A 15,235-nucleotide genomic window follows, 5' to 3' on the forward strand; every position below is an offset into this window, starting at 1 on the left:
GGTGATCAGAACGGCAAGAGCCGTGTAACGGGAGACTGTTACGCACGGATCTGTGAGAGCCGAGGGGTGAGATCCCCCTCGGCTACTCGGCGGTGTTTGCCCTGGCTGATCTTCTTGTCGTAGTAGGCCCGGGAGACCGGGTCGGCCAGGGCCGCGAACGCGGAGAGGAAGAAGGCCCGTTTGAGCTGCTTGTTTCCGCGTCTGGAGGGTTGTTCGCCGCGGATCGAGGTGCCCGAGTTGCGGGTCGCCGGGGCGAGGCCGGCATAGGCAGCGAGGTGGGCGGCGGACGGGAAGCTGGATCCGTCGCCGACGTCGATGAGGATGCGTGCTCCGGTCCTGACGCCGATCCCCGGCATGGACGTCAGGACCTTGGAAAGAGGGTGGGACTCCAGCAGTTCCTCGATCCTCGTGGCGAGGAGCTTGCGCTGGTCAAGCACTGCTTGGAGCGATCCGGCGAGGCTGGGAACGATCAGGGCGGCCGCGTCCGTGCCCGGGACGACGACGGTCTGCTCGTCCAGTGCGGTGAAGATGTCCTCGACCAGCCGTTCGGCCATCCGCGGTGCCTTCGGACGTATCAGCGTCACGAGCCGGCGCCGTCCGGCCTTGCGGATCTGGGCGGGCGAGCCGAACTGCTCGAGGAGCTTGAGCACGGCCGGATGCTGCACTCGCGGACCCAGGACGCGTTCCAGCGACGGATGGATCTGCGTCAGCAGGCCGCGCAGGCGGTTGCTGATGCGGGTGGCCTCCCCGGCCAGGTCGTCGTCGAAGCCGACGATCATCTCCAGCTCGGCGATGGTCTCGTCCTCGAGATCGACCGAGCGGAGGGTGTGCGGCATGACGCGGGCTGCGTCGGCGATGACGAACGCGTCGCGAGCATCGGTCTTGGCCTCACCGGGATAGAGATCGGCGATGCGCCGCATCGTGAGTCCGGGCAGATAGGCGACCGGGCAGCCCATGTCCCTCGCGACTGCCAGCGGCAGGGCGCCGATCGAGGCCGGCTGGTCGACCACGACGAGCACGTTCCCGTGCTTGGCCTGCAGTTTTCCGAAGACCTCGCGGAGCTTCGGTTCGCTGTTGGGCAGCCGTTTGTCGAAGGCTTTCTTCCCGGCCGGGGTGACGGCGGTGGCGTGGTGTTCGCCCTTGCCGACGTCCAGGCCGAGGAAGACGGCGATGTCGCTGACGTCGATCACGTGCTTCCTCCGGTTGTCCCCGCCCGGCCGTCCCACGGCACCGATCGCCACATCCACATTACGAAGAGCCTCCCGACCTGCGGAAAGGCCGGTGGTCATGCCCCTAATCAGCGGTCTGTCGATGCCTCCGGAGCCGGTGACACCACCCCCCAGGCCATACGTTCGACAGGGGGAGAAAGTCATGCCAACTCCGAAGGCCAGGCGCCCCATTGCGGGGCCACCAAGAAGGTAATGGGGGGGCGACGGCCTGCGGCTCGAATCCCTGTGGGGGCAGGCTGCACTGGCCTACGGTGAACTTTCCAGGATTCACCCGGAGACGTATCCGTATCCGGTTCATCCCGCGCCCGGGGGATGTGTCGCCGTTGCGCGATCGATCTCAGGCAATCATGTGTTCCTCATGCCCCCGTCGGACGGTGTGCCGGAGTGGCGGGTCGTGGTGGAGATGGGCCAGTGGTTCGTGCTGGACATGCAGTTCACGGAATTCCTCCGACAGGCGTTGAACGGTGAACTGTTCCTGCCCGTGATCGAGGGCGACCCCTCGTTCGAGTCCCTCGGCTCCGTGGAACTGTGAACATGACTGGTTATACGGCACGCCTCTTGACGGTGCTGGGCGAGCCGCCCATGCGCTACCGCAATGAGGTGGCCTGGAGTCGGTTGGAGCGCGACCTCGGGGTGGCCCTCCCGACGGAGTACAAGGAGATCGTCGACGGCTATGCGCCCGTGGAGATCAACGGGCACCTGCATCTGATGCACCCGGCGACGAGGCGATGGAACCTCGCGGAGAAGATCTGCAGCACGTCGGAGGCTTGGTCTCAGGTCGAATGGGACGAGGACGAACCCGAAGGGGACCCCCGCGAGTCTCTTGGAGTGTCCGAGTTGCGCTTCGGTGATGCGGACGGATTGATTCCGATCGCCTCCACCAATCGAGGAGAGACGATCTTCTATGCGCCCAAGGGCGGGCAGGGGGCGGGAACCCTGTTCGTCGAGAACGGGGAGGGCGAGTTCTTCGAGTACTCCATGGGGTTCGCCGAGTGGCTGTGGCGCTGGCTCAACGGTGAGGAGGTCACAGGGCCGGGCGGTGCTGCCTACTATCCCGGTCCCGTGGCACTTCGGGATCTCCCCATGACTCCGGAGGAGAGGCCGGAGGTGCGGTACGGGCCCTCACGTGACGTGTGACGTAGGTCAAGACCAGGGGGCTGTCGGTCCCCGGCTGTACGGTCCTCCCTCGCAACGGAGTATGGGACGTGGCCGAGATGGTGGCTGTGATGAACGAAGCGTTTGGTCCGGCGGAGAGATTCCGGCCGGCGAAGGCTGAGTCCTGGCGCGAGATCGAGGAGTGGGCCGGGCTTGAGCTTCCTCGTGACTACAAGCAGTTCGTCGACGGGTACGGGGACGCCGTGGTCTTCAGGCATCTCTGCATCGCGCATCCCGAGGGGAGCGAACCTCTACTCAAGGTCATGCAGGAGGAGCGCCAGATCTTCCTCGCACATGTGGAAGGCGTATTCGACAAGGCGCCCAGCGAGAGCTCCGGACTCGGCAGGTTTCTGCCGTGGGCCTATCACAACTTCAATGGCGACTTCTGTCTGCTTGTTCCACCGTCGGCCGACGAGCCTGAGTGGACTGTAGCCGTCGCGTTCCGGCAATGCCCGGAGGTGCAGATCTTCCCGGGCGGAGTCGTTGACTTCCTGCGGGCCCTCACCAGGCGGGAGTTCCCCCGTGGATGGCCACAGGTGGGGTTTGAGTGGGAGAGCGTTGAAGGGTCGCCCTTGATCTGAGCCCTGTGTCGGCGGTGGCGATTGGAGCGTTTCTCCAGGTTTCGGCCCTTGTTCGTGGCCGTGTTGGTGGAGAAACGCTCCAAACAGTCATGCCGACGCCGCGCGCTCCGACGGTACGGGCAGGAAGGCCGCCCAGACCCTCGGGGTGACGGTGAGGTGGGGGGCGTCCGGGGTCTTGGAGTCGCGGATGTGGATGGCGGTGGGGCGAGTGGCGACTTCGAGGCAGTTGCCGCCTTCGTCGCCGCTGTAGCTCGACTTGAACCACCGAAGTGCGGTGCTGCTCATTGCTCTCCCAGGAGACGGTCCAGTAAATCCCTCGTGTCCTCGGGCGTGAGGGCCTGTGACCGCAGCATCGCACACTTCTGCGTGAGGATCGCCACCTCATCGGGGTCGGCGATCAGTTGGCTGCCGCGTTGGTTCTCCGTGTAGGCGAGCCGTTGATGTTCGGGGGTCTCCAGCAGCACGAATGGGCCGTTGAGCCCTGCGTGACTGGCTCGGCTCAGAGGCAACACCTGGAGCATGAGGCCCGGTAGCTCGGAGCACTCGCGTAGGTGCTGGAGCTGCTCGGCCCAGACTTCGTTACCGCCGATGGGTGCCCGTACCACCGGCTCCCAGACCACGAAACAGGTGATGGGCGCTTCTTTGTCGTGCAAGATCTTCTGGCGCTGGATGCGTGCTGCCGTCAGCCGGGCGATCGTGTCCCCGTCGTACACCGGTACACGACTTCGGAACACTGCCCTCGCGTACGCCTCCGTCTGAAGCAATCCGGGCAGCACCTGGTTCTCGTACGACGAGATCGCGATGGCCTCCCGCTCCCTGTCCAGGAACTCCTCCGCCCACAGCGGAATCAGATCCACCTCCGGCATCCGGCTCAGCGCGACCGACAACGCACCCTTGGTGCAGAGGAGTTCGTCGAGCTGCTCGGCGAGGTCCGGCTTCAACGGGCGTCTGCCCTGTTCGATCGACGCGATCTGCTGTTCACTGATGACGAACCGTTCGCCCAGCGACCTCTGTGTGTGACCGGCGGCCTGGCGGTACAGGGCGAGCAGCGCGCCCACCATCTTCATCGCGGAGGCGTTCCGCCGTGTCGTGGTGCTCATGAGGTCGAACTCCCCACCCGTGCGCGTACGTTCACCGTCGCGTACGCGTACGGTCGAGCCGTACGGGTGCGCGGACTGTTCCATGGTGGGTACGGAGCGTCACTCTCGTCCCGTGAATCAGGAAACTTCACCCCCGACCTCAGCCCCCTCCCCCCGTGAGCGTTTCTTCGGTCGTGAGCGTCGTTCCGTGCCCGGTGCACGGGTGTTCGCGCGCCGGGCGCTGGAGGACTGGGGTGTGCGCGGACGCACGGACGATGTGCTGCTGTGCGTCAGTGAATTGGCGACCAATGCGCTGCTGCACGGCGTGCCGCCCGGCCGTGGATTCCTCCTGCGTCTCCTGCCGTATGCCGACGGCGTGCGCGTCGAGGTGCACGACAGTGGGGGTGGCGTACCCGCCGTGCCGCAGGACGAGCCCGACGAGAGTGGGCGCGGGCTGCTGCTCGTGGCCGGGCTGGCGGACAAGTGGGGCGTGGGGGAGCGGGACCCCGGCAAAGTCGTGTGGTGCGAGTTCGCTACGGGGCCCGCAGCGCCGACGCCACCGACGCGATCGTCTCCGGTCCCACCCGGCAGCACCCTCCGATCAGCCGGGCCCCCGAGTCACGCCAGCCCTTCACCCGCCCGGCACTGAACGTCGACCGCCCGGTCCACGCCCGCGCCCCGGCGTCCCACGTCTCGCCGCTGTTGGGGTAGACCACGACCGGTTTGCCGGTGGCCCGGGTCGCGAGGGTCACCGCGCGGTCCGCGTCCTCCGGGGTGCAGCAGTTCACGCCGACCGCGATCACCTCGTCCGCCCGCGCCGCCAGTGCGAAGGCTTCTTCCAGCGGCTGGCCGGCGCGGGTGCGGTCGCCGGACGCCGAGTACGACAGCCAGGCCGGTACACCCAGGCCGCGCAGCGCGCGCAGCAGGGCCCGGGCCTCGTCCGTGTCGGGGACCGTCTCCAGGGCGAGGATGTCCGGGGCGGCCCCCGCCAGGACCTCCATGCGCGGGCGGTGGAATCGCTCCAGTTCCGCCACGCTCAGCCCGTACCGGCCCCGGTACTCCGAGCCGTCCGCGAGCATCGCGCCGTACGGGCCGACCGAGGCCGCGACCCAGAGGGGGCGGGACGCCCGGGCCCGCCGGGCCGCCGTACGGGCGCACTCCACGCCCAGGGCCAGCAGCCGGCCCGCCTCCTCCCGCTCGATCCCGCGCCGCGCGAACCCCTCGAACGTCGCCTGGTAGCTCGCCGTGATCGCCACATCCGCGCCCGCCTCGAAGTACGCGAGGTGGGCCGCCGTCACCGCTTCGGGGTCCTCGGCGAGCAGCCGGGCCGACCACAGCTCGTCGCTCAGGTCGTGTCCGGCCGCCGCGAGCTGGTTGGACATGCCGCCGTCGAGTACGACCGTGCCGTCCGCGAGTGCCTCTGCGAGGGCGGGATGGGTGCTCATACCGACGAGGCTAGAGGGCGCTCGCACCGGGTCCGCCGAGCCTCGCCTGTCCTCGACGTGGACGATGTGGAGTCCGGTGCCCGCTGGAAAGCGGGGCCGGTCCTCGACGGACCCGGCCCCGCCGACCCGGCGGCGTGTCAGCCCGCCCAGACCTCGGCCTCGTCGGCCGGGACGGTGGTGGCCAGGCCCAGTTCCTTGCGGGCGGCGACCGACTTGTTCGGGTCGATGTCGGTGAACGCCGGGTCGTAGGCGACGTAGAACGCGTCGGCGTCGGCGGCGTTCGCGGCCTTCTTCCAGTTCCCGGCCGCCTTCGTCAGCGTCGCGCGGAGCTTGCCGACCTCGGTGCCCTCGATGCCGTCCAGGCCCTTGAGGTGTCCGTCGAGGGCGGCGGCGACGGCCTTGGCCTGTGCCTTGTAGCCGGCCAGGTCGGCCTCGACGGTGTCCTGCTCGGGCTGGTTCGCCCACAGTGCGTTGTAGACCGCGTTCGAACCCGTGAGGTACGTGGTCTGCTCGGGCTCGAGGGACTTCGTGGTGTCCAGCGAGCCGTTGAGCTTGTCACCCTCCGCGGTGTAGGTGCAGCTCACCGAGCGGTCGCCGGTCGCCCAGCTCTCCTGGGTCGGGGTGTAGTAGAAGAGGGCGGCACCCTTGGGGAGCGCCCAGGTGTCCGGGACGTACTTCTGTGCCTCGACCGGGCAGCGCTCGTCCGCGATCGCCGAGATCTCGTCGTCGCCGGGGTACTCCGCGCCCTTCTTCTGGATCGCGAACTCGCCGATGACCTGGCCCTCGTGCGCCTCGTCGCAGGGGACGATCTCGACGGAGTACGCCTCCCCCTCGGCCTTGCCGTTCGGGTTGTAGCAGTCACCGGTGTCCAGCGAGAACACCGAGCGCTGGCGGGCGACCTTCTTCGCGCCGTCCTTGGCGCTGTCGACGGCGTCGGAGACCTCCGAGCATCCCACCGCGCCGATCGCGAGCAGGGCGACGACGGCGGATATGCCGCGAAGGGAACGATGGGGGGCACGGATTGCCATGGCGTGTGCATCCTCTTATGTGATCTTTATGAGGGTCGCGCGCATCGTATGCCATTCCTGTGGCCCGGTCGCGCGGAGGCCCTCACCCCGTTGTGACGTCTACGACCAGCGAGGGGCCGTAACGGTTGTATCCGGGCCGCTCGCAGGTGGGAACCGGCACGGTCACCGAGGCAGCGGTCACAGCGCGCTCTCCGCCCCCGGTGCTGGGATGCTGAGAGGAAGCCACAGCCGAACAGGGGCGGTGAGCGCCATGACCGGGCTTGAAGGGGACGATTCGTCCGCCGTGGAACCCCTCGCCGACCCGCACGGGGATCCCTTCCTGCGGACCAGGTTCGCCGTGCCGGCGAGACCGGTGACGTACCTGCGGCGGGAGCGGCTGACCAGGCGTCTCGACCAGGGGCTGGAGACTCCGCTGACCATGGTCAACGGCGCGGCGGGCGCGGGGAAGACCCTGCTCGTCGCGGACTGGGCGGAGCGTCTGGACGGGCTGCCCGTCGCCTGGTTCACCACCGAGGCGGCCGGGACCGGGCCCGGGATGTTCTGGGCGTACCTGCTGCGCGCGCTGCACGCCGTCGGTGTCCCGCCGCCCGCCGGCGTCGGGTTCCCGGCGGACGCGAACCGTGTGAGCCCCACCCTGGGAGCCCGGCTCGCCGCCGAGCTGAGCGCCCGGGAACGGCCCGTGGTGCTGGTGCTCGACGAGTTCGACCGGGTCACCTCCCCGGAGATCGCCGAGCAGCTGGAGTTCGTGCTGCGTCACGCCGGGCCGGGGCTGCGGCTGGTCCTCGTCACCCGTACCGAGCCGCTGCTGCCCCTGCACCGCTACCGGGCCGCGGGCGAGCTGACGGAGATCAGGGGCGCCGAGCTGGCCCTCACCCCGGACGAGGCCGCCGAGCTGCTGGAGCTGCACGGGCTGCGGCTGCCCCCGGCCGCGGTGTCCGCCCTGGTGGAGCGCACCCGGGGGTGGGCCGCCGGGCTGCGGCTGTGCGCGCTGGCGGCGGGGGAGAGCCCGGATCCGGAGGTGTACCTCAAGGAGTTCGAGGCGGACCGCAGCACGATCGCCGACTTCCTGCTGGCGGAGGTGCTCAAGCGGCAGAACGCCGAGACCCAGGACCTGCTGCTGCGGGTGAGCGTGCTCGACCGGTTCTGTCCCGGCCTGGCGAACGCGGTCACGGGGCGTGACGACGCCGAGGCCATCCTGGCCCGGCTGAGCCGGGACAACGCCTTCGTCGAGCACCTCGGGCACGGTCTGTACCGGCTCCACCCCCTGTTCGCCGAGATCCTCCGCGCCCATCTGCGGACGCGTCTGCCCGGACTGGAACCCGAGCTGCACCGGCGGGCCGCCGAGTGGCTGCGGCGGTCCGGGCGCCTTCCGGAGGCGCTCGGGCACGGGGCCGCCGCCGACGACTGGGAGTTCACCGCGAACGCCCTGGTCGACGATCTCGCCATCGGCCAGTTCTTCACCGGGCCGCGCTCCGACGCGGTGGCCGGGCTGTTCTCCCGTATGGGGCGGGAGGGCACGGGAGCGGCCCCGGAGCTGGTGCGGGCGGCCGGCCGGCTGGCCCGGTGCGAGATCGACGGCGGGCTGACCCATCTGCACCGCGCACGGCACGAGCTGGCGGAGTACGACGGCACGGCGGACGAGGCGGCGGCCCGGCTGAGCTGCGCCCTGCTGGAGGCGCTGGCCGCCCGGCTGGCCGGCGCGCCGGAGCGGGCGGAGGACGCGGCGCGGGCGGCCGGGAGGCTGCGGGAGGCGGTCCCCGCCGAACTGCTGGACCGGCATCCCGAACTCACCGCGCTGCTGCTGGACCACCTCGGCTCCGCACGGCTGTGGGCCGGGCGCTTCGAGGAGGCGCGGGCCGCCCTGTCCACCGTGGCGAACTCCGCCCCGGGAGCGGCCACGGCCCTCCCGCGCGAGGACTCGCTCGGCCGGCTCGCCCTGATCGACTATCTGGACGGCTGGCTCGGCAGGGCCGAACGCAGGGCCCGCGAGGCCCTCGCCGAGACGGAGAGGTTCGGGCTGCCCCGGCCGTCCGGCTCCGGTGTCGAACGGCTCGTCCTGGCCGCCGTCGCCGTGGACCGCGACGAGCTGGAGCAGGCCCAGGCCCTGCTCGACACGTCGGCCGAGGCGCACCCCGCGATGCGGGACCCCGTACTGGAGGCCGGACGCGCCCTGACGGCCGCGCGCCTGCATCTGGCGCGCGGCGATCCGGGGGCCGCGCTGGAGGCGGTGGGACCGGAGGTGCCCGCCGACGCCGTCTCGCCGTGGGCGCGCGGGCAGACGGCGCTCGTCGCGGCCGACGCCCACCTCGCCGAGGGACGTCCGGAGACGGCCGCCGGGCTGCTGCGGGAGGTGCCCGACGAACAGCCGGCCTGCGCGGTGGGGGCCGCGCGGGTCCGGCTCGCCACCGGCGGGGCCGCCGAGGCCGTACGACTGCTCGACCGGGCGCGCCCGGAGGGGCGCGCCGGTCCTGCCGTGACCGTCCGGGCCGTGCTGGTGCGGGCGCAGGCCGCGGACGAGGAGGGGGACGCGGTGGCCGCGCGCGTGCTCGTGGCGCGGGCGCTGGCGGAGGCGCGCCGGGAGCGGCTGAGGCGGCCCTTCACCGAGGCCGGGCCGTGGATCCGGCGCTACCTGGGCGCGGGCCGGCCGCCCCGGCCGGTGACCGGCCGGCCCGTGCCCGGCAACGGCGCGTCCCCGCGCGGGCAGGAGCCGCCCCCCGTCGTCGAGGAGCTGAGCGGACGCGAGTGCGACGTGCTGCGGCGCCTGGCCCTGATGATGTCCACCGAGGAGATCGCCGCCGACCTGTACGTGTCCGTGAACACGGTCAAGACCCACCTCAAGAGCGTCTACCGGAAGCTGTCCGTCAACCGCCGCAACGAGGCGGTACGCCGCGCCCGCGAGCTGGACCTGCTGTGACGAGGGAGAAGCCATGGCCCACTGGCGGCCGCTGATCGTCCTGGGGACCGCGCAGTTCCTGATGGTCCTCGACACGTCGGTCATGAACGTCTCCATCAGCCGGCTGGTCGACGACTTCGACACCGAGGTCACCGCCATCCAGGCCGTCATCACCCTGTACGCGCTGGTCATGGCGGCCTTCATGATCATCGGGGGGCGGCTGGGGGACATCCTCGGACGGCGGCGCGTCTTCCTCGGCGGCCTCGTCGTCTACGCCACGGGCTCGGCCCTGACCGCCGTGGCGCCCACCCTGTGGGTGCTGGTCCTCGGCTGGTCGGTGATCGAGGGCCTCGGCGCCGCGCTGGTGCTGCCCGCCATGGCGGCCCTCGTCGCCGAGTCCTACCGGGGCCGCGACCGGGCCGTCGCGTACGGCGTCGTCGGCGGACTCGCCGGTGCCGGGATCGCCGTCGGCCCCCTGCTGGGCGGCTGGGTGACGACGTACCTCACGTGGCGGCTGGTCTTCGCGGGCGAGGTCGTGGTCGTCCTGGCCGTCCTCCTCCTGCGCCGCGCGATCACCGAGGCACCGAGGACCGGGGCGCGGCCCCGGCTGGACGGCGTCGGCGCCGTCCTCTCCGCGGCGGGCCTGGCCCTCGGGGTGCTCGGTGTGCTGCAGAGCGGCAGTTGGGGCTGGGTCCAGCCGCGCAACCCGCCCTTCACCGTCCTCGGGTTCGCGCCGACGCTGTTCGTGATCGGCGCCGGGGTGGCCGTCCTCGCGGCCTTCCACCGGTGGGAACGGCGCCGGGACGAGCACGGCGACGAGCCGCTCGTGCACCTGTCCCTGCTGCGCCGGCCCGCCCTGGGCTCCGGCCTGATGTCGCTGGTGAGCCAGAACCTGATCCTGCTGGGACTGTTCTTCACCATCCCGCTGTACCTCCAGGTCGTGCAGGGCTTCGACGCCTTCGAGACGGGGCTCAGGCTGCTGCCGGTGTCCGCGACGATGCTGGTGACCTCGCTGGGCGCGGCCCGGCTGGGGCGCACGGCCGGGCCCCGACGGGTCGTCCGGCTGGCCCTGGTCACCGTCGCGGCGGCCGTCCTGTGGCTGCTGGCCACCATCGAGCCGGTCATCGACGACGCGAACTTCGCCGGGGCGATGGCCCTGCTCGGCGTGGGCATGGGCCTGTTCGCCTCCCAGCTCGGCAACGTCGTCCAGTCCGGCGCGGGCGAGGACGAACGCAGTGAGGCCGGCGGGCTCCAGTACACCGCGCAGAACCTGGGCTCGGCCCTGGGCACCGCGCTCATCGGCTCCCTGCTCATCGGCTCCCTGGCACACGCCTTCACCGCGCACGTGGAGGACGATCCCCGGCTGTCTCAGGAGGCCCGGCAGCAGGTCGGTGTCGCCCTGGAGGCCGGGGTCACCTTCGTGCCCACCGACCAGGTGCGCGCGGCGGCCACCCGCGCCGGGCTTCCGCCGTCCGAGGTGGACGCCGTGACGGACTCCTACGCGTCCGCGCAGCTCGACGGCCTGAGAGCGGCGATCCTCGCCACCGGCGGCATCACCCTCGCGAGCTTCCTGGTCACACCCCGGCTTCCGGGCCCGCCGCCCGGGCACGCCAGGACCGGCGGGCGGGACGGGGCCGGCCGGAGGAGGCCGTGATGTCCGGCACCGGGCACGCCACCGGGCGCAGGGCGCACGCCGACTACACGGGCGGCGTCTACGGATCCATGCTCGCGGCCTCGGTGATCGTCGGGGCCGGCACGCTCGGCTCGTTCCCGCGGCTGGAGATGGTGCTGCTCCTGCTGCTCACCGGCGGGGTGTTCTGGATCGCGCACGTGCACGCGCAGCTGTTCGGGGCGCGGCTGGCGCAGCACCGCCCGGACCGGCACGTCGTACTGCGGGCGTGCCGCGAGGAGTGGACGATCGTCAAGGCCGCCGTGCCGCCGGCGGCCGCCGTGGCCGTCAGCCCCGTGCTCGGCCTCGGTGTGCAGGGCACCCAGTGGTTCGCGCTGTCCGTCGCCGTGGCGGGGCAGGTGGGCTGGTCGGTGGCGGCGGCCCGCAGGGCCGGTGCCGGCCGGCGCCTGATGGCCCTGTCGGCGGCGGTGAACCTCGTGCTCGGCCTGGTGATCCTCTCGTGCAAGCTCTGGCTGAAGCACTGAGCCGGACGGCCTCTCACCTGTACGGGGTGAGCCGGGCCGCCGCCCGGCGGGGGAGGATCGCAGGGTACGGGCACGGCCCGCCTGTCCCAGGCCACCCGGGGAGCGGCTCATGCGCTACGAGATCCGTGTCGACGGACATCTCTCGGAACCGCTGATCAAGGTTTTTCCGGAACTCGACCACGTGACGATGTCCGGCCAGACCCTGCTGTTCGGGCACGTCGTCGACGAAGCACACCTGTACGGACTACTGGCCCGCTGCCAGTCGCTGGGCCTGCGCGTCCTGGAGATGCGCCAGGTGCCGGAGTAGCGCCCCGGCCGGCGGGTCACGGGCTCCCGGCGCGCACCCTGCCGGACCGCACGGCCTCGCCCAGCGCCTCGAAGTCCCGCTGGTTCCGGTCGGCGTAGACCTGCGCGAACCCGGCGAGCGCCCGGTCGAAGCGGTCGCCGCGCCCCAGGTAGGCGGCGATGGCGACCGGATCGCCGGACCGGGCGTGGGCCCGCGCCAGGCTCGCCCCGCACAGCCGCGCGAACAGCCGCAGCAGTCCCGGGTCCATGGTCTCCGGGCGGGCGATGCCCTTCCAGTCGCGCAGCTGCCGTACGTAGAAGTCCCGGGGGCGTCCGTCGAGGCCCACGGCGTGCGTCCAGCCGAGCAGGATGTCGCTGGTCGTCTGGATCAGCCGCTGACCCGCCACGACCCGGCGGCCCTGGTTGTCGTACCGCTCGCCGTCCGTGTGCGGCGCGAGCACCGACTCCTGCGCCTCCTTGGCCTGCAGCAGCAGGGGGTCGTCGTCGTCCCGGCCGAGCAGGAGCACGATCCAGCAGCGGGTGCCGACACTGCCGACGCCCACCACCTTCCGGGCCACGTCGGCCAGGTGGTAGCGCCCCAGCAGATGCCGGCGCTCCGACGACAGCGAGCGCGCGTAGCCGTCCAGGACCCCGCGCAGGGCCTCCTCCTCGGTGGAGGGGTCGTCCATCAGGTCGCGCAGCGGCGTGATCAGCGGCGGGTCCGGGGTGATGCGCCGTCCGTCCGCCGACAGGCGGGTGAGCTTCGCGAAGGCCTGGAGATGCGTGCGGGTCCGGGCGCGTTCCGTCGCCCCGGCGGTACGGCGCCGGGCCTCACGGCTCATCGACGAGGCCATGAGCTCCCGCAGCCGGTCGGCGTCGTCCTGCGCGTACCAGACGTCCAGGGTGCGCATCCCGGCGAACTCCCGCATGCGCAGGCGGTACGCCTCCACGCAGGCGCGCACCGCGCCGTTCTGCTTCTCGACCGGGAAGCCGTTCGCCCGGCCGGCGATGGCGAAGCTCGCCGCCAGCCGCTTGACGTCCCACTCGAAGGGACCGGTGTGCGTCTCGTCGAAGTCGTTGATGTCGAAGACGAGATGGCGCTCCGGGGAGGCCAGCAGACGAAAGTTGAGCAGGTGGGCGTCGCCGCACAGCTGCACGGTCAGACCGGTGTCCGGGGCCGGCCCGAGGTCCGCCGCCATGATCGCCGCCGCACCCCGGTAGAACCGGAAGGGGGATTCGAGCATGCGGCCGTGGCGGATCGGTACCAGCTCGGGCAGCCGGGTCGCCGACTGCCGCTCGATCACGTCGACGGGGTCGGGCCGGTCCCCGGCCGCCTCGAACCGGCCGTGGGACGAGCGCGGCGCACGGCCGCGCGCCTCCTTCCCGTACGCGGCCCGCTCGGCCGGGGAGAGGGGGGCGCTGAACGGACTCGGTACGGCCATCGCTGTCTCCCGCCTGCACCGTGGACGACGACTGCCCGCCGGACGACGACTGGCCGCCGGACGACGACTGTTCGCCGCCATCCCACCGTGCCCGCGCCCCGACCGGATCACCCGCCGTGGGTGACCCGTCGGCGGCGGCCGGGCGGAAGGCTGGTCCTGCGCTCGCGCCGCGGTCCGAGCGCGCTTCGCGGGAGGAGGAGCCATGAACGCGACACCCGGTCCGGCACCCGGCCCCGGACGGACGCACACGCCCGACGGCGCGGCCCCCGGCCTGCCGGACGGCCCCGCCGAGATCCTGGGGGCACTCGGGCGCTCGTGGCAGTGGATCCTCGCCTCCGCGGTCGCCACCCTCGTGCCGGGCGTCATCGTGCTGGTGTGGCCGGACACCACACTGCACGTCCTCGCGGTGCTCATCGGCCTGTACCTGCTGGTGGCCGGGGTGTTCCGGTTCGTCGGCGTCCTCGGCCGGGAGGAGCAGGGCGCACGGCTGCCCGAACTCCTGCTGGCGGTGCTGTACGTCCTGGCCGGAGTGCTCTGTCTGCGCAACCCGCTGCAGACCATCGCCGCCCTCTCCCTGATCGTCGGAGTGGTCTGGCTGGTGTCGGGGATGCTCACCCTCTTCACGGCGATCGCCTCACGGGACCTGCCGCACCGCGGTGTCGTCCTCGGTGCGGCGCTGCTCGCCGTCGTCGCGGGGATCGTCGTCCTGGCCCTCCCCGCGGAATCGGCCCGGGCGCTGACCCGGCTCCTCGGCCTGTGGCTCGTCCTCCTCGGCCTGGTAGAGGCCGCCGTCGCCCTGGCCTGGCGGGCCGCGCTGCGCAGGTCGGGCATCACGGGGGCGCCCCGCCGTACCGCGGGGACCGGCTGAGACGCCCGGCCGGGGCGGCGTTTCACCCGTCCCGGGTGAGGCGGACGGTCCTTCGTCGCGGACACGCTGAAGTCGGCACACAACGGCATGTCGGGCACGGGCGGCCCGGAACGGAGGACCGAGATGAGTGGTGCGACGTACCTCGCGTACGACTATCCGCTGCTGAGCGCCTTCTGGACCATGCTGGTCTTCTTCCTGTGGATCATGTGGTTCGTCCTGCTTTTCCGGGTCGTCATGGACATCTTCCGCGACGACGACCTGAGCGGCTGGGCCAAGGCCGGCTGGCTGGTGTTCACGGTCGTCCTGCCCTTCCTGGGCGTCTTCGTCTACGTGATCGCCCGCGGCAAGAACATGGGGCGCCGCGAGGTCGCCCAGGCGCGCGCACAGCAGGACGCCTTCGACAGCTACGTCCGCGAGACCGCCAAGGGCGCCGGCGGCCGCACCAGCAGCGTCGACGAACTCGCCCGGCTGTCCGAGATCAAGGCCCGCGGCGACATCTCGGACGACGAGTTCCGCAGGGCGAAGGAACTGGTCCTGAGCGGCCACGGCCCGGCGGAACACGCGGGCCGGTTCGCTTCGCCCGCCGGGCGCTGACCGCACGACACCGAATCGAGGCATCGGAATGACAGCGACACACCCGACGCACGGCGCACGTGGCGCCACCGGCGCGCACGCGCCGTCGGCCAAGCGGCAGTGGGCCGAAGGCCTGACGGTCTTCGCCGCCGTCTCCCTCATGATCGTGTCGGTGCTCGACATCCTCCGGGGCATCATGGGCATCGCCGAGGACGACGTGTTCGTCACCACGCAGGACTACGTCTTCCAGTTCGACCTCAGCGCGTGGGGCTGGACCCACCTGGTGCTCGGCGCCATCGGGGTGCTCGTCAGCCTCGGCCTGGTCCGGGGGGCCATGTGGGCCCGCGTCGCCGGCGTGGTGATCGCCGGTCTCCTCATCATCGCCAACTTCCTGTCCCTGCCCTACTACCCGGTCTGGTCCGTCGTGATGATCGCCTTCTCCGGGTTCATCATCTGGGCGCTGTGCGTGTCGCGTGCGCACGCCGGCGCGGACCGCTGAGCCG

The 15,235-nt window shown here is 71.5% G+C and carries 16 protein-coding genes and 1 pseudogene; 11 read left to right on the forward strand and 6 right to left on the reverse strand.

Annotated features, from left to right (window positions below):
* Positions 1-80 precede the first annotated feature (80 nt).
* Positions 81-1,190: pseudogene (locus ACFV5H_RS15635) on the reverse strand (IS110 family transposase); the annotation flags it as partial.
* Between the two features lie 397 nt (positions 1,191-1,587).
* On the opposite strand from ACFV5H_RS15635, the gene ACFV5H_RS15640 reads away from it, so the two are divergent.
* The 3 genes from ACFV5H_RS15640 (at position 1,588) to ACFV5H_RS15650 (ending at position 2,965) form a co-directional block, all read left to right on the forward strand.
* Positions 1,588-1,761 (forward strand): hypothetical protein, encoded by a 174-nt coding sequence (locus ACFV5H_RS15640; RefSeq protein ID WP_385195153.1) that lies wholly within the window; start codon positions 1,588-1,590, stop codon positions 1,759-1,761.
* Positions 1,762-1,793: 32 nt separating this feature from the next.
* The gene (locus ACFV5H_RS15645; protein WP_385195372.1) at positions 1,794-2,366 is read left to right on the forward strand and encodes an SMI1/KNR4 family protein; all 573 of its coding nucleotides are present in this window, start codon (positions 1,794-1,796) and stop codon (positions 2,364-2,366) included.
* A gap of 77 nt (positions 2,367-2,443) precedes the next feature.
* Positions 2,444-2,965 carry a hypothetical protein gene (locus ACFV5H_RS15650; protein ID WP_385195374.1) on the forward strand — a complete coding sequence of 174 codons (522 nt, stop codon included), beginning with the start codon at positions 2,444-2,446 and terminating at the stop codon, positions 2,963-2,965.
* Between the two features lie 87 nt (positions 2,966-3,052).
* On the opposite strand, the gene ACFV5H_RS15655 is transcribed toward ACFV5H_RS15650, so the two are convergent.
* Together ACFV5H_RS15655 and ACFV5H_RS15660 are read right to left on the reverse strand one after the other, a co-directional pair.
* The gene (locus ACFV5H_RS15655) at positions 3,053-3,250 is read right to left on the reverse strand and encodes a DUF397 domain-containing protein (protein ID WP_385195156.1); all 198 of its coding nucleotides are present in this window, start codon (positions 3,248-3,250) and stop codon (positions 3,053-3,055) included.
* Positions 3,247-4,065 carry a helix-turn-helix domain-containing protein gene (locus ACFV5H_RS15660; protein WP_385195159.1) on the reverse strand — a complete coding sequence of 273 codons (819 nt, stop codon included), beginning with the start codon at positions 4,063-4,065 and terminating at the stop codon, positions 3,247-3,249. The genes ACFV5H_RS15655 and ACFV5H_RS15660 overlap by 4 nt, the downstream gene beginning before the upstream one ends.
* 82 nt (positions 4,066-4,147) lie before the next feature.
* Between ACFV5H_RS15660 and ACFV5H_RS15665 the strand changes: the two genes are divergently transcribed.
* Positions 4,148-4,693 (forward strand): ATP-binding protein, encoded by a 546-nt coding sequence (locus ACFV5H_RS15665; RefSeq protein ID WP_385195162.1) that lies wholly within the window; start codon positions 4,148-4,150, stop codon positions 4,691-4,693.
* Here the strand turns inward: ACFV5H_RS15665 and mmuM are convergent.
* Positions 4,578-5,489 carry a homocysteine S-methyltransferase gene (gene mmuM, locus ACFV5H_RS15670; RefSeq protein WP_385195165.1) on the reverse strand — a complete coding sequence of 304 codons (912 nt, stop codon included), beginning with the start codon at positions 5,487-5,489 and terminating at the stop codon, positions 4,578-4,580. The two genes, ACFV5H_RS15665 and mmuM, sit on opposite strands and share 116 nt — an antisense overlap.
* Before the next feature lie 137 nt (positions 5,490-5,626).
* Positions 5,627-6,517, reverse strand: coding sequence for a septum formation family protein (locus tag ACFV5H_RS15675; protein ID WP_385050641.1), 891 nt, complete (start codon positions 6,515-6,517; stop codon positions 5,627-5,629).
* Between the two features lie 250 nt (positions 6,518-6,767).
* Between ACFV5H_RS15675 and ACFV5H_RS15680 the strand changes: the two genes are divergently transcribed.
* The 4 genes from ACFV5H_RS15680 (at position 6,768) to ACFV5H_RS15695 (ending at position 11,871) form a co-directional block, all read left to right on the forward strand.
* A complete protein-coding gene (locus ACFV5H_RS15680) occupies positions 6,768-9,431 on the forward strand; it encodes a LuxR C-terminal-related transcriptional regulator (RefSeq protein ID WP_385050643.1) in 2,664 nt (887 codons plus the stop codon).
* A 13-nt stretch (positions 9,432-9,444) separates the two neighbouring features.
* Positions 9,445-11,064, forward strand: coding sequence for an MFS transporter (locus ACFV5H_RS15685; RefSeq protein WP_385195167.1), 1,620 nt, complete (start codon positions 9,445-9,447; stop codon positions 11,062-11,064).
* Positions 11,064-11,564 carry a hypothetical protein gene (locus ACFV5H_RS15690; RefSeq protein WP_385195170.1) on the forward strand — a complete coding sequence of 167 codons (501 nt, stop codon included), beginning with the start codon at positions 11,064-11,066 and terminating at the stop codon, positions 11,562-11,564. Before ACFV5H_RS15685 ends, ACFV5H_RS15690 begins: the two co-directional genes overlap by 1 nt.
* A 109-nt stretch (positions 11,565-11,673) precedes the next feature.
* Positions 11,674-11,871 (forward strand): hypothetical protein, encoded by a 198-nt coding sequence (locus ACFV5H_RS15695; protein ID WP_085575256.1) that lies wholly within the window; start codon positions 11,674-11,676, stop codon positions 11,869-11,871.
* A gap of 16 nt (positions 11,872-11,887) precedes the next feature.
* Here ACFV5H_RS15695 and ACFV5H_RS15700 read toward each other — a convergent pair whose 3' ends face one another.
* Positions 11,888-13,291 (reverse strand): DUF2252 domain-containing protein, encoded by a 1,404-nt coding sequence (locus ACFV5H_RS15700; RefSeq protein WP_385195173.1) that lies wholly within the window; start codon positions 13,289-13,291, stop codon positions 11,888-11,890.
* 202 nt (positions 13,292-13,493) lie between these two features.
* On the opposite strand from ACFV5H_RS15700, the gene ACFV5H_RS15705 reads away from it, so the two are divergent.
* From ACFV5H_RS15705 to ACFV5H_RS15715, 3 genes are all read left to right on the forward strand, one after another.
* Positions 13,494-14,159: an HdeD family acid-resistance protein gene (locus ACFV5H_RS15705; RefSeq protein ID WP_385050651.1), complete on the forward strand. Its 666-nt coding sequence runs from the start codon at positions 13,494-13,496 to the stop codon at positions 14,157-14,159.
* A gap of 123 nt (positions 14,160-14,282) precedes the next feature.
* Complete coding sequence (locus tag ACFV5H_RS15710; protein WP_385195176.1) at positions 14,283-14,753, forward strand: SHOCT domain-containing protein; 471 nt, start codon at positions 14,283-14,285, stop codon at positions 14,751-14,753.
* Between the two features lie 28 nt (positions 14,754-14,781).
* A complete protein-coding gene (locus tag ACFV5H_RS15715) occupies positions 14,782-15,231 on the forward strand; it encodes a hypothetical protein (RefSeq protein ID WP_385050655.1) in 450 nt (149 codons plus the stop codon).
* Positions 15,232-15,235 lie beyond the last annotated feature (4 nt).

Origin of the sequence: Streptomyces sp. NPDC059787 (assembly GCF_042732315.1) — a bacterium.
GTDB lineage: Bacteria > Actinomycetota > Actinomycetes > Streptomycetales > Streptomycetaceae > Streptomyces > Streptomyces atrovirens.

Coding starts and splice junctions, on each gene's coding strand:
- ACFV5H_RS15640 (WP_385195153.1), top strand. CDS start 1,588: ATGCCCCCGTCGGACGGTGTGCCGGAGTGGCGGGTCGTGGTGGAGATG.
- ACFV5H_RS15650 (WP_385195374.1), top strand. CDS start 2,444: ATGGTGGCTGTGATGAACGAAGCGTTTGGTCCGGCGGAGAGATTCCGG.
- ACFV5H_RS15655 (WP_385195156.1), bottom strand. CDS start 3,250: ATGAGCAGCACCGCACTTCGGTGGTTCAAGTCGAGCTACAGCGGCGAC.
- ACFV5H_RS15660 (WP_385195159.1), bottom strand. CDS start 4,065: ATGAGCACCACGACACGGCGGAACGCCTCCGCGATGAAGATGGTGGGC.
- ACFV5H_RS15665 (WP_385195162.1), top strand. CDS start 4,148: ATGGTGGGTACGGAGCGTCACTCTCGTCCCGTGAATCAGGAAACTTCA.
- mmuM (WP_385195165.1), bottom strand. CDS start 5,489: ATGAGCACCCATCCCGCCCTCGCAGAGGCACTCGCGGACGGCACGGTC.
- ACFV5H_RS15675 (WP_385050641.1), bottom strand. CDS start 6,517: ATGGCAATCCGTGCCCCCCATCGTTCCCTTCGCGGCATATCCGCCGTC.
- ACFV5H_RS15680 (WP_385050643.1), top strand. CDS start 6,768: ATGACCGGGCTTGAAGGGGACGATTCGTCCGCCGTGGAACCCCTCGCC.
- ACFV5H_RS15685 (WP_385195167.1), top strand. CDS start 9,445: ATGGCCCACTGGCGGCCGCTGATCGTCCTGGGGACCGCGCAGTTCCTG.
- ACFV5H_RS15690 (WP_385195170.1), top strand. CDS start 11,064: ATGTCCGGCACCGGGCACGCCACCGGGCGCAGGGCGCACGCCGACTAC.
- ACFV5H_RS15695 (WP_085575256.1), top strand. CDS start 11,674: ATGCGCTACGAGATCCGTGTCGACGGACATCTCTCGGAACCGCTGATC.
- ACFV5H_RS15700 (WP_385195173.1), bottom strand. CDS start 13,291: ATGGCCGTACCGAGTCCGTTCAGCGCCCCCCTCTCCCCGGCCGAGCGG.
- ACFV5H_RS15705 (WP_385050651.1), top strand. CDS start 13,494: ATGAACGCGACACCCGGTCCGGCACCCGGCCCCGGACGGACGCACACG.
- ACFV5H_RS15710 (WP_385195176.1), top strand. CDS start 14,283: ATGAGTGGTGCGACGTACCTCGCGTACGACTATCCGCTGCTGAGCGCC.
- ACFV5H_RS15715 (WP_385050655.1), top strand. CDS start 14,782: ATGACAGCGACACACCCGACGCACGGCGCACGTGGCGCCACCGGCGCG.